Annotated in this window: 14 protein-coding genes; 11 read left to right on the top strand and 3 right to left on the bottom strand. The window is 60.7% G+C overall.

The features are described 5' to 3' along the window. Window positions 1–25: 25 nt before the first annotated feature. The 3 genes from L7A20_RS00145 to L7A20_RS00135 are packed head-to-tail and all read right to left on the bottom strand — an operon-like array spanning window position 26 to window position 3,548. Window positions 26–1,288, bottom strand: a complete 1,263-nt coding sequence (locus tag L7A20_RS00145; protein ID WP_237221967.1) for a serine/threonine protein kinase — start codon at window positions 1,286–1,288, stop codon at window positions 26–28. Between the two features lie 49 nt (window positions 1,289–1,337). Beyond that, complete coding sequence (murJ, locus tag L7A20_RS00140; protein ID WP_237221966.1) at window positions 1,338–3,020, bottom strand: murein biosynthesis integral membrane protein MurJ; 1,683 nt, start codon at window positions 3,018–3,020, stop codon at window positions 1,338–1,340. A gap of 24 nt (window positions 3,021–3,044) precedes the next feature. After that, window positions 3,045–3,548 carry an NUDIX domain-containing protein gene (locus L7A20_RS00135; protein ID WP_237197713.1) on the bottom strand — a complete coding sequence of 168 codons (504 nt, stop codon included), beginning with the start codon at window positions 3,546–3,548 and terminating at the stop codon, window positions 3,045–3,047. Between the two features lie 92 nt (window positions 3,549–3,640). Between L7A20_RS00135 and L7A20_RS00130 the strand changes: the two genes are divergently transcribed. The 11 genes from L7A20_RS00130 (at window position 3,641) to L7A20_RS00080 (ending at window position 12,009) form a co-directional block, all read left to right on the top strand. Continuing rightward, complete coding sequence (locus tag L7A20_RS00130; RefSeq protein ID WP_237221965.1) at window positions 3,641–5,047, top strand: CCA tRNA nucleotidyltransferase; 1,407 nt, start codon at window positions 3,641–3,643, stop codon at window positions 5,045–5,047. A gap of 65 nt (window positions 5,048–5,112) precedes the next feature. Then, a complete protein-coding gene (locus L7A20_RS00125; RefSeq protein ID WP_237221964.1) occupies window positions 5,113–5,691 on the top strand; it encodes a helix-turn-helix domain-containing protein in 579 nt (192 codons plus the stop codon). A gap of 119 nt (window positions 5,692–5,810) precedes the next feature. After that, window positions 5,811–6,827, top strand: a complete 1,017-nt coding sequence (locus L7A20_RS00120) for an ABC transporter ATP-binding protein (protein WP_237221963.1) — start codon at window positions 5,811–5,813, stop codon at window positions 6,825–6,827. Between the two features lie 2 nt (window positions 6,828–6,829). Next, the gene (locus tag L7A20_RS00115) at window positions 6,830–7,726 is read left to right on the top strand and encodes an ABC transporter permease subunit (protein ID WP_237221962.1); all 897 of its coding nucleotides are present in this window, start codon (window positions 6,830–6,832) and stop codon (window positions 7,724–7,726) included. Window positions 7,727–7,816: 90 nt separating this feature from the next. Then, the gene (locus tag L7A20_RS00110) at window positions 7,817–9,091 is read left to right on the top strand and encodes a hypothetical protein (protein WP_237221961.1); all 1,275 of its coding nucleotides are present in this window, start codon (window positions 7,817–7,819) and stop codon (window positions 9,089–9,091) included. Window positions 9,092–9,116: 25 nt separating this feature from the next. Next, window positions 9,117–9,470 carry a TM2 domain-containing protein gene (locus L7A20_RS00105; RefSeq protein WP_237187013.1) on the top strand — a complete coding sequence of 118 codons (354 nt, stop codon included), beginning with the start codon at window positions 9,117–9,119 and terminating at the stop codon, window positions 9,468–9,470. Between the two features lie 176 nt (window positions 9,471–9,646). Further along, on the top strand, window positions 9,647–9,952 hold the full coding sequence (gene rpsF / locus L7A20_RS00100; RefSeq protein ID WP_135011322.1) for a 30S ribosomal protein S6: 306 nt from the start codon (window positions 9,647–9,649) through the stop codon (window positions 9,950–9,952). Between the two features lie 88 nt (window positions 9,953–10,040). Next, entirely contained in the window at window positions 10,041–10,709 is a 669-nt protein-coding gene (locus L7A20_RS00095) for a single-stranded DNA-binding protein (protein ID WP_237187012.1), read from the top strand. Window positions 10,710–10,838: 129 nt separating this feature from the next. Further along, window positions 10,839–11,075, top strand: coding sequence for a 30S ribosomal protein S18 (gene rpsR / locus L7A20_RS00090; protein ID WP_004005948.1), 237 nt, complete (start codon window positions 10,839–10,841; stop codon window positions 11,073–11,075). Between the two features lie 22 nt (window positions 11,076–11,097). Next, the gene (gene rplI / locus L7A20_RS00085) at window positions 11,098–11,547 is read left to right on the top strand and encodes a 50S ribosomal protein L9 (protein ID WP_237199864.1); all 450 of its coding nucleotides are present in this window, start codon (window positions 11,098–11,100) and stop codon (window positions 11,545–11,547) included. Between the two features lie 135 nt (window positions 11,548–11,682). Then, window positions 11,683–12,009, top strand: coding sequence for a hypothetical protein (locus L7A20_RS00080; protein ID WP_237221960.1), 327 nt, complete (start codon window positions 11,683–11,685; stop codon window positions 12,007–12,009). The last annotated feature ends 296 nt before the right edge of the window (window positions 12,010–12,305 follow it).

The raw sequence follows: 12,305 nt of genomic DNA, 5'->3' as shown, positions 1-12,305 counted from the left end.
ACCCGCCGGCGGTGTAGCTTGTGTATTACTTGACGGAAATTTCTGCCAGTCGCAGGCCGTAGACGTAGCCCGGTACGATGGGCTGACTCAGCTGCGGGGCGCTGGTGAACTGAACGATGATGTATTCGGTCTTGCCGTCCTGGGCGTCCTTGTCGAGCTGGACGGTGGTCTCACCGGTGGCTGCAAAGCTACCGGAGCCGATTTCGGTGGCCCCGTCGATGGAGGCTGAGCCGTTGGCGTAGATGGTGAATGCGCCGCCTACACCTGACACCTGGTTGATGGTGATGCTGTTGACGGTGGTTGCCTCATCGAGCTTGGCTGAGAGATAGAAGGAATCGGTCAGCCCACCGAAGTTCGCTGAGCCAAAGGCCAGGGAGAGCCAGGTGGTGGAGGCATTGCCGTCGGTCAGGTTGCCCAGCAGGGAGTCACTTTCTGCCATGAGGGTGGGGGCGGACGGCACCGTGCGGGTGAAGGTGCCCTCAATCTTGGGGGTGGGCAGGGAGGTTTCGCTGGGGGTTGCCGAGGCGGACGCGCTCGCTGAGGCGCTTGCCGAGGCGCTGGCTGACGCGGTGGCTACGGCGGTGCCGTTGGCGTCGAGTACCTGCTTTGAGGCGTCAGAATCGACCATGCCGCCGAGGCTGGCAAAGACGGCTCCGGCGCCGATAACGAGCAACAGGACGGCCGCGATACCAACGACCCACATGCCACCGTTGCGTTCGGTGGGTTCATCGCCCTCGTAGTAGCCCTCTTCTTCGGCATCGTATTCTTCGAACTCGTCGGCGGGCTCTTCCTCTGCGGTGGAGAGGTTGCGGGTGGCAGAGATGGAGGTTGCACCCGCTACCGCTGCGGCACCTGCTGCCGCGCCGGCGTCCTGGCCCTGGCCAGCGGGCTTTTCTTTAGCCACCACGTAGGTATTGGGGGCGGTCATGGAACCGGTATCACCAAAGATTTCCTCACCGAATTCTTCAGCGGAGTTGCTGCCGCCCTCGGTCAGGAGCACGTCAAGTAGGGTGTCGGGGCGGGAATGGGAGGTAATCAGGTAGGTGCGCTCGCTGTGGTTGCCCAGGTCGAGCACCTGCACAGCGGAACGGGAAAGCGCGCTGGAGTTGCGGGCGTTGGTGACCAGCAGACGGTTGTGGTCGGGGGCAGCTACAAGGATGGAGACCTTGCGGCCGAGTACCGTATCAAGGCCGTCGAGCACGGCGTCGCCGCTGGCTGTGTCGAGCAGGTGCGCGGTGACTTTGTAGCGATCTCCCAGCAGGGTGTTGAGGGGAATCTGCTGTGTCAAGTGGGGCCTCCCGTTGCGAATGGGTGAGTGATTGGTTAGGTTACTGAGTTTACCCTCTGTGGCGGGCAGCGGGGCGGCGCATACCGATTTTCGCCATAATCGGGTTCATGAGGGTGTCGAGTTCGCGCACGCGGAAGAGCATGAGCATGGCGTAGTAGGCAATGGCCATGACGATGCCGCCTGTAAGGACGGTGATGAAGGCGCTCCCTCGTGAGGCCCATGCGAAGCCGTCGAAGGTGTAGCCGCCCAGCAGGTAGAGGGCGGCGGCACCGGCTAGACCTGCGCCGATAGAGGCGAAGGAGACGCGGGCGTGGGTTGAGACGAGTTCGCGCACCCCGTAGTCGCCGAGACGGCGGGCAAGGACGCGGTGGCTCAGGTAGACCGCCAGGACGTTCTGCAGGGCGTAGGTGAGGGCTAGGCCGTAGATGATGTGCTGGGGTGCTAGGCGGGAGGCGATGAAGCCCATGGCCACGATAACCACAGCCGAGAAGAGCTGGATGTAGAAGGGGGTTTTGGCGTCTTCTTGGGAGTAGAAGACGCGGCCCATCATAAAGGCGATGGTGAGGAAGGGCCCGCCCAGAGCGATGACGGCGATGGTTTGGCCGATGACCGCGCCCGCTTGCTGGGAGCCGCCGCCGAAGATCATGCCGATGGGGCCTGCGAAGACAATGAGGGCTACGGCGCAGAAGATGGTGGCGATGGAGGCGGTGCGTAGGCCGGACGAGAGTGCGGCGGCTACCGAGGTTTTGTCGTCGTCTTGGGAGGCGGCTGACATGCGGTTGAAGAGTACCGTGGCGATGGAGAGGCCGATGACGCCGTGGGGCAGGGAGTAGAGCATGGATGAGTAGTTCAGGGCCTGCACACCGGGAATTTGCACGCCCATGGCGAGGAAGTCCTCGCGGGCGCCGATTACACCGGCTGCGACCTTGGTGAGGTACATGAAAGCCAGGTTAGAGATTGCACCGGTAGCTAGCGTCCATCCTGCTAGGTTTGCTGCTGTGCCCAGGCCGATGCCGCGCCAGCCAAACTTGGGGCGCAGCTTCAGACCCACCTTGCGCAGGGGGATAAAGAGGATCAGGGCCTGTAGTGCCACACCCAGCGTTGCTGAACCGGCAAGCACCAGGGTCTGGGCGGACGTCCAGCTCTCCAGGTTGTGGAAGGGTGGGTTGGTGGTGACGTCCTGGGGGCCAAAGGCCATGATGAAAATGACCAGGGCGGCGATAGCCACCACGTTGTTGAGGACGGGGGCCCACATGTACCAGCCGAAGGCCCCTCGGGCGTTCAGCACCTGGCCCAGCACCGTGTAGAGGCCGTAGAAGAAAATCTGGGGCAGGCACCAGAGCGCAAAAATCCAGCCGAAGTGTTGCTGCTCGGGCGTCCACTTACTACCCATGACCGCAATGATGGGCCACGAGAAGAGCAGGACCACAGCAGTCACCGCGGCGATACCGCTGACCGCCAGCGTCACCAGGCGCGAGACGTAGTCGGAGCCGCCGTCATCGTGTTTGGCAGCCTTAATGATTTGAGGCACCAGGACGGCGTTAAAAATACCGCCAGCTACCAGCACATAAATCAGGTTGGGCAGGGTGTTAGCGGTTTCAAAAATATCGCCCACGGTAGTGGTGGCACCGAGAGCAACAGTAATCAGGAAGGTTTTGACGAAGCCCAGAACCCTCGAAACGAGCGTACCAGCGGCCATAATTGCGCTGGATAAAGCACCGGAACGTGCCACGGGAATCCTTATCTACTCAGTCAGCTAGGAGAGCTGGTGAATGATGTACTCACGGGCAATCTCAGCGATGCGCCGCTCATTGGGGAAGGAGAGTTTACGCCCCAAATCATCAATATTGACCCAGGCGACGTCAACCGCCTCGTGGTCAGGGTCGTTCTCGGTGGTGAGCTCGCCACCGGTTGCGGAGAACAAGAAGTGGTGAACCGTCTTATGCACTCGGTGCCCCGAAACGTTGAACCAGTAGTCGATGGACCCCAGCGAAGTAATCACGTCGCCAGAAATACCGGTTTCTTCTTCAATTTCACGGGCAGCCGCTGCCGCCTTGGACTCGTCCCCCTCGGGGTGGCCCTTGGGTAGGCACCATTCCAGACGCCCGCCGCGGTTGATGCGGGCGATGATAGCAACGGGCAGGTTGCGGTCGTCAAAGTTGACGATGACGCCGCCTGCAGAGACCTCCTCAACCGTGGGCATGGCAGCAACGGGCGTGAAAGCCCGCCTCTTCGGTGCCCGGGGAATAGGAAAAGTCATGTCTCTACCTTAACCGATATATCGGGGCTATGTTTTAAAAGTTGAGGGTGTAAGTGGTAACTTGTGCGGTTTGCTGGCACGATTGAAGGGTTATGGCGCATGTTTTTGATACCTCCCTCATCCACCCGGTAGCACTTGAAGCGGGCGAGCTCTTTGCCCGCGCGGGCTTTGAATTAGCCCTGGTGGGCGGGCCCGTCCGCGACCTGTTTTTGGGGGAAACCTCGGTAGATTTGGACTTCACTACCAACGCCACTCCCGATCAAACCCTGGCGGTGGTGGACGGCTGGGCCGACGCTACCTGGGAGATCGGCAAGGAGTACGGCACCATCGGCATCCGCAAGGGCAATGAGATGGTTGAAATCACCACCTACCGTGCTGAAAAGTACGACCCTGATTCCCGCAAGCCGGTGGTCGCTTTCGGTACAGATTTGAAGGAAGACCTCTTCCGCCGCGACTTCACCATCAACTCTATGGCTCTGCGCCTGCCCTCCCTCGGACTGGTTGACCCCTTTGGGGGCCAGGAGGATCTGCGGAAGGGCATTATCCGCACCCCCGGCACTCCGCAGGCGTCCTTCTCGGACGACCCGCTGCGCATGATGCGCGCTGCCCGCTTCGCCTCCCGCCTGGATATTGATCTGGCCCCCGAGGTCTTTGAGGCCATGGTCGATATGGCTGACCGTATTCAGATTATTTCGGCTGAGCGCGTGCGCGATGAGCTGGTTAAGCTCATTTGTGGTCTTGCTCCCCGCCGCGGTGTTGACCTGCTCGTGGAGTCGGGGCTGGCGTCCTTTGTTCTGCCCGAAATCCCGGCGCTCAAGCTGGAGGTCGATGAGCACCACCGCCACAAGGACGTCTACCAGCACTCCCTGACCGTCATGGAGCAGGCTGCTGCCCTCGAAACCGACGCGGACGGCGCCGTTCCCGGCCCCGACTTCATCCTGCGCTTTGCCGCCCTCATGCACGATATTGGCAAGCCCGCCACCCGCAAGTTCGAGAGCAACGGGGCTGTGAGCTTCCTGCACCACGACGTGGTGGGAGCCAAGCTCACCAAGAAGCGCATGCGCGAGTTACGCTTCGATAACGACACCATCAAGGCTGTCGCCCGACTGGTAGAGCTTCACATGCGCTTTTACGGCTACGGGGACGCTGGTTGGTCAGACTCGGCGGTACGCCGCTACGTGCGTGATGCCGGGGACCTGCTGGAACGCCTGCACCGGCTGACCCGGGCGGACGTCACCACCCGCAACAAGCGCAAGGCCAACCGCATCGCGTCCGCCTACGACGACCTGGAGCGCCGCATCGCAGAACTGGCCGAGCAGGAGGAACTGGACGCTATCCGCCCCGACCTGGACGGCGAAGAAATCATGGCCATTCTGGGTATCAAACCCGGCCCCCAGGTGGGCCAGGCCTACAAGTTCCTGCTCAACCTGCGCCTGGACGAAGGCGCCCTGGGCAAGGAAGAAGCAACGGCCCGCCTGCTGGAGTGGAGCAAAAAGTAAGGCCAGAAACTTGGATATAAGCATATAGCCTTATATATGGATATGTAAGGCTATATGCTTATCTTATGTTTGTTCTGACTGTTGATCAGGTGGGCTCATCCGGTGATAAGGATCGAATCCCCGACCTCTTTACCCTTGTCGAAGGGCTAGAGAGCGGTGGCGCCCCAGTCCGTCCGTTCCAGCGCACCGCAGGTGACGAAGCCCAAGCGGTGTTCGACGACCCAGCTGCTGCGCTTGTAACCGCTCTTGCCCTGGTGCGTACCGGTCACTGGTACGTGGGCATAGGGGAGGGCTCGGTAAATGTCCCGCTACCTGCGGAAACTCGGGCAGGGGCCGGGCCTGCCTTTGAGTACGCCCGCAGAGCGGTTGAGCGGGCTAAAAAAACAAAAGGACGCTGCTGCTTCGCTGGGTCTGTAGCGGTAGCTCAGCTGGTTGATAGAGCCCTGAGTCTGCTCGCCCGTCTTGAAATAGACCGGCAAGAAACCCGCCAGCAGGCAGGAGAAATGGCTCGTCAGGGGTTGTCTCAGAAGCAGATAGCTGAAAAACTTGGGATAAGTCAGTCTGCCGTGAGCCAGCGGCTCAGTGAGGGCTACTGGTCTGAAACACGAGCCCTGATAGACGAACTGGTAGAGATCCTGCGGTAGTCCATGCATCTGCTCCATTCCTAAGGTGCATGAAGAACTCACCCTGCAGACTGATGTTTTCTTCAGCCTGACCCCCTAGTGTTAAAAGTGATACCGTCACGCACAACAAGGGGAGACCCATGCTCGAGGTCAGAAACCTCACCAAAACCTACGGCCCTAAAACGGCCGTCAACGACATCAGCTTCACCGTGCCCAACGGCCGAGTCACCGGCTTTCTCGGCCCCAACGGCGCCGGCAAATCCACCACCATGCGCATGCTGGTAGGGCTAGAAAAGCCCTCCAAGGGCAGCGCCCTGGTCGACGGCCAGCCTTACCGCTCCCTCAAAAGCCCGCTCACCTCTGTCGGCGCCCTCCTCGATGCCAAGGCCATGCACCCCGGTCGTAACGGGGCAGCCCACCTGCGCTCGCTGGCGCTAACGCACGGCATCCCGAAATCCCGTGTCGACGAGGTTATTGAGATGACCGGCCTGGCCGCTGTCTCAAAGAAGAAGGTCAAGGGCTTCTCCCTGGGTATGGGCCAGCGCATGGGTATCGCCGCCGCCCTGCTGGGTGACCCCCAGAACGTCATCCTCGATGAACCCGTCAACGGCCTCGACCCCGAAGGCGTCATCTGGGTGCGTAACCTTGCCCGCCACCTGGCTTCTGAAGGCCGGGCCGTGCTGATTTCTTCCCACTTGATGAGTGAGATGTCCCAGACTGCCGACGACCTCATCGTGATTGGCCGCGGCCGCCTGCTGGCCAACTGCTCCATGGAAGACTTCCTGAAGATTGGTGACGAAAATAAGGTTCTTGTGCGCACCGACGCCCGCGACACCTTCGCTACCGCCCTGAATGAAGCCGGCCACACCTTCACCGCCCTCGAAACGGACGGCCTGATGGTGGAGCAGGCGGACGCCCGCGACCTGGCCCGCCTGGCCCAGGGGGCTGGCGTGCTGCTGCACGAGCTCACCCCGCAGAAGTCCACCCTGGAGCAGGTCTACATGAATATGACCCGCGACGATGTGGAATACACCTCGGCTAGCTTCGCTACCTCTCAGCCCGACGGCGGGGCGGACGCACCCGGCAGCTCCCAGCCCCCGGCGGGATCCTCCGTCCCGGCAACCCCCTGGTCCTCAACCTCAGCACAGGAGAACTAACCATGACCACCGCATCTGTTTCTCCCGCGTCCGCGCAGGTAAACCACTCCCGTTTTGCCGACCGCAAGCTGACCTTCTGGGGCGTGCTGCGCTCTGAGGTGCTGAAGTTCCGCACCCTCACCACCAACTGGGTGATGACCCTAATTCTGGCTGTGGTGATGGTGGGTATGGCCCCGCTGTACTCCCTCATGCTGAACTCCATGGCAGAGAACGCTGAGATGATGGCTCAGGCCTCTGAGGGCATGGCTCAAACCAACGCCGGCATCGAATCTATAACCAATATGGCATATGCCCTGGGTGCTTCGGGCGTTGATTTAGCTAATATGCTCATTGCTGCTGTTGCGGCTGTATTTATCGGCGCTGAATATGCCACTCGGTCTATACATACTAGTCTGACTGTTGTTCCTCGCCGCTCATCGCTCTACATTGCCAAGCTACTGGTTCTGAGCGTCTACGGCTTCGTTCTGGGCTTTGTGCTGGCTGCTCTGGCTTATGCTGCTGGCTACCCCGTGCTTGATTCAGCTATCCGAGACACTCTGGAATTCACCGACGGGCTGGTGCTCAACTGGGTCGCAGTGGGCATTTACTTCATGTTCATGACCTGGATGGGCTACGGCTTCGGCGCCCTCTTCCGCAATAACGCCGGCGGTATCGTCATGGTGGTCTTCCTACTCTTTGTACTGCCCATCATTGCCGCTATCTTCATGGGCCAGTTCGAGTGGGTGGCGGACGCCTACAACTACCTGCCCTCGGGCCTGGGCCGCGTCATTCTCACCTACGACCTGAGCTCAGACGCCGACATCAGCTACCTGGAAGGCGGCGCCTGGTTTGCCCTCTGGGCCGCCGTGCCCGCCCTGCTGGGCTACCTGCGGTTTACTCTCACCGATACCCGCGGCTAAAACTAGCTAGTTCTTGACTGGCATGGGTGGTGACTTCTCCTCAAGGGGAAAGAAGTCACCACCCTTATTGTTTGGCTTTACAATAGAGTCATGGTTGAGCGCAAGAAAAAGGACGGCGAACAGTGGCTGGCCCGTGCCGTCTCCCACGCCCGCCCCGAGGCTGTGCGCGACACCTTCACCACCTCTTTTCAGCGAGTAAGCCGAATTCCCAGCCAGGTTGGGGAGTTCTCCGGGCGCGCCGCCGGCGTCCTTACCCGCAAGGACGCCCGCACCGTCCGCGTCCGCCTCATCCTCACCACCGTCTTCGTCACCCTACTCGCTGTGCTAGTAGCTGCAGTAGGCAACTACCTCTCCCTCACCCACACCCCCGAAGATAGCGTCGACCGCTACATGAGCGCCCTCGAACGCGGCGACTACATCGCCGGCATCGACCGCGGTGCCTACAGCGACTTCACCTACACCTACCTCACCAACTCCATCTACCGCGCCGCCCAGGGGCGCGTAGAAAACTACACCATCACCGGCACCAGCAAGGACGCCACCGGGCAGGTCACAGCCAGCGTCCTCGCCACCGTCGCGGGGCAAGACCACCAGCTCACTCTGCCACTCACCCAGATACCCCGCACCGGGCCCTTCAACGACAGCTGGCAGCTTGCCACCCCCGCCCAGTCCTACCTCACCCTCACCGCGCCGGTAGCGCTCGCCGGGGTGCAGGTCAACGGCCACCCCCTCGACCTTCCCGTTACGCGCCGTACAGAAACAGAAGCCGGGTACCAGTGGGTAATCCCAACCCTGCCTGGCACCTACGATTTCACCCTGCCCAGCAGCTCCTACTACACCCTCAGGCATGCCGACCATACCGTTACCGCTCCTCTACCGGGCGACGGAACAAGTGCTCAGGAGCTCACCCTCGACGTGCGCCCATCCCCGCGCATGTGGAATGAAACCAACAACCTCATCACCTCCTGGCTAGAGCGTTGCGAAAGCGCTCGACGGTTGGACGCTCCTGGCTGCCCCGCCTCGATTCTCCACGGGGAGGACTCCACAGCTACTATCAGCGATGTCTCCTGGGAACTCACCGACCGCCCCGCCTTCTACCTGGTGCCAGACCGCACTGACCCCCGCGTCTGGAGGGCCTCACGCTACCGCCAGGCGACCTTCGAGGTTACCTACCTCGCTGACGGTAAAGCCCAACGAGAAATCATCCCCTTTTACATCAATGCTGAGGTAGTCTCAGATGGAGCCCAAGCAAGTATTAGCGTGGGCCTTGGTGGCAGTGAAGAAAGCGAAGCCCAGCTACGCCAAGCCATCGTGGAGGAAGAAGCCTCCAAATCCACCCTCCAAAAATTTGTGGCCTCACTCTAGGCCCACCCTCTAAAGGCAGGAGACCATGCCCGAACAGCCCCAGCACTACCAGCCCACCTACATCAACAACCCCGGCCGCGCCCGCTCCTTTGCCCAGGGTCAGCCGGTCTACATCGTGCAGGCCAAGTCCACCCTGGTGGCCTACCTGCTTTTCTTCTTCCTCTGGTGGCTCGGGGCCCACAAGTTCTACCTGCGCCAGCCCATCATGGGCATCTTCTACATCGTAGGTAACCTCATTGCGGGCGGTATCACCGCGGCAGTGCCCTTCATCGGCTGGATCTTCTACATTCCCCTGGTCATCGTCATGATCTGGGACCTCTTCACCATCCCCGTACGCGTGGGCTACCTCAACGCTCTGGCTAACCGCCGCATCTACTAATGGTGCTGTGAACAACACCGCTTTAACCGCGCCACCCCTGCCCAAACCGGGCGTCCTACGGTAAAGTTGGTCAAGTCTGTGCTGGCGCTCGGCCAACACCTGAGACCGGCCAGACCGTACGTAATCTCCTGCTATGGAAATCCCATAGCCGCTTAGCCCAAAGGAGGGGTTTAATCATGCGTGCATACGAACTGATGGTTATCCTCAACCCCGAGGTGGAGGACAAGGCTGTAGAGCCCACCCTCACCAAGTTCCTCGAAGTTGTCACCAAGGACAACGGCACCGTTGACAACATGGACATCTGGGGCCGCCGTAAGCTCGCTTACGAGATCCAGAAGAAGTCCGAAGGCATCTACGCCGTCGTTAACTTCACCTCAACCCCCGAGACTGCAGCTGAACTGGACCGCGTTCTGAACCTGAACGAATCCGTCATGCGCACCAAGATCATCCGCCCGGAAGATCAGCAGATCTCCTCCAAGTAAATGTTTGAGACGGGGCCCTGTTCACTAAAATGTCAGACCCCCGTGCAAAACTTCAAATACTTACTCTTATTACGACTGGAGGCATCACATGGCTGGCGATACCGTCATTACCGTCATCGGTAACCTGACCGGCGATCCTGAGCTTCGCTTCACCCCCAACGGTGCGGCGGTAGCTAACTTCACGATCGCTTCGACTCCCCGCAACTTCGACCGCGCATCGGGCGAATGGAAAGAAGGCGAGACCCTCTTCCTGCGCGCCAGCGTCTGGCGTGAAGCTGCCGAGAACGTCGCCGAGACCCTGAAGAAGGGCATGCGCGTCATCGCGCAGGGCCGTCTGAAGTCTCGCTCGTATGAAACCAAAGAAGGCGAACGCCGCACCAGCATGGAGCTAGAGATCGAAGAAATCGGTCCCTCACTCCGCTTCGCCTCCGCTAACGTATCCCGCAACCAGCGCTCAGGTGGCAACTTCGGTGGCGACCAGGGCTTCGGCGGCGGCTACGGCAACCAGCAGGGCAACGGCTTCAACGCCGGTGGCCAGGGTGGTTACGGCGGCGGCGCAGGCTACGGCAACCAGGGCGGCTTCGGTGGCAACACCGGCGGCGCACAGCAGGGCAACTTCAACGCTGCCCCTGCCGCACCCGCAGCAGCCCCCCAAGCCGCACCTGCCCAGCAGGCACCCGCTGCTGACCCCTGGGGCCAGCAGTCCGGTGGCAACTACGACTGGGGATCCGGCGCAGACGACGAACCCCCCTTCTAAACCCCGGGCAGGCACCGCCTGCACGGCAGAAGGGAATGGGCGCCCGGCGTCCTTCTTTGAACCAAGACAAAATATTCATCCATCCCGCGGTTTATCCCGCGGGCTCCCACCAGAAAAAGGAGCACCACGATGGCTAAGGCTGAAATCCGCAAGCCCAAACCCAAGCAGAACCCCCTGAAGGCTGCTGACGTCACCGTAATCGACTACAAGGACGTCGCACTTCTGCGTAAGTTCATCTCCGACCGCGGCAAGATCCGTGCACGTCGCGTCACCGGCGTGACCGTTCAGGAACAGCGCAAGATCGCTCAGGCAATCAAGAACGCCCGCGAAGTTGCACTGCTGCCCTACTCAGGCGCTGGCCGCTAAATCGATAGGAGAGTAGAAGAACATGGCTAAGATCATTCTTACTCAGGAAGTCACCGGCCTCGGCGCCGCTGGCGATGTTGTAACCGTCAAGGACGGCTACGCACGTAACTACCTGCTGCCCCGCGGCTTCGCAGTCACCTGGACTGTAGGCGGCGAAAAGCAGGTTGAGTCCATCCGCGCAGCACGCGCTGCTCGCGCTAAGGCTAACCTCGAAGAAGCAAAGGCAACCGCAGCTGCTCTGGCATCAAAGCCCGTTGTTGTTGCTCACAAGGCTGGCGCTGACGGCCGCCTCTTCGGCACCGTCAAGGCTGAGCACGTTGCTGACGCCATTGAGGCTTCAGGCGCAGGCTCCGTCGACAAGCGTGCGATCAACCTCGGTTCCGCTATCAAGCGCACCGGCGTTTACACCGTTTCCGTGCGTCTGCACGAAGACGTTGTAGCCAACGTTGAGCTGGACGTTGTAGCTGAGTAATTCCCTTGAGGATTATTCGCTAGGCTTCTAGCAGCATCAGGACGCCCCGTTCCCCCTTGGTGGGGAGCGGGGCGTTCTTGCGTGGGGCAGGGTAGCGGGTGCGGTTTCACAGGGGAGTCTGGCATGCTAGAGGGTATGGCTTTACGATCAACACCTTCTTCTACCCGCACCCGCCGCCCCCAGAGCACCCAGATGCTGTTTGCAGCTGCGGTGACCGAGGGCCTGGCGGTGCTGACGCTGGTGTTGGCTTTTGTGGTGAATGTGGGGTCCCCCTCAACGGTTCTAGCGACCTTTTTGGGGTTCATGGCGATTTCTGTTGTGGCAGCTACCCTGGCCTTTGTGTTGGCTCTGGTGGGTCTGTTGCGCTTTGCCAGGCACACGCTCTGGTTCATCGTGATTCTGGTGGTGTCTGTGCTGGCTAACCCGGTGCTCTGGTTCTTCTTGATTGGCTACTTCTCCTAGAAGTTCCCCGGGCTGGCCGGTGCCTGCCCGTGCCCGGGAGGTGCCCGCGGGCGTCCGCAAAAATACCCAGCTTGCTCCCAGGCAACTCAAAACCCAGTTCAAGCCTAGTGCGGTTATATGGATATAACAGCTCGAAAGGCTACAAGAAGCGAATGTGTGTGCTTCGAAAACCGGGTAATGCTGAACCCGGCTTTCACTCACCGATGGCGAGACCAGTATGGGGGTCTCGCCATCGGTGTTTAAAGCGTTTTTCACCCGCCCGGCGGATGTGCCCTAGCTCCGTTTTCTTTAGGGTA

The sequence above is a fragment of the Rothia nasimurium genome (genome assembly GCF_928381415.1).
GTDB lineage: Bacteria > Actinomycetota > Actinomycetes > Actinomycetales > Micrococcaceae > Rothia > Rothia nasimurium_H.
Note: the sequence above shows the minus strand (reverse complement) of the source record. Positions and strands in the feature narration are given on the sequence as shown.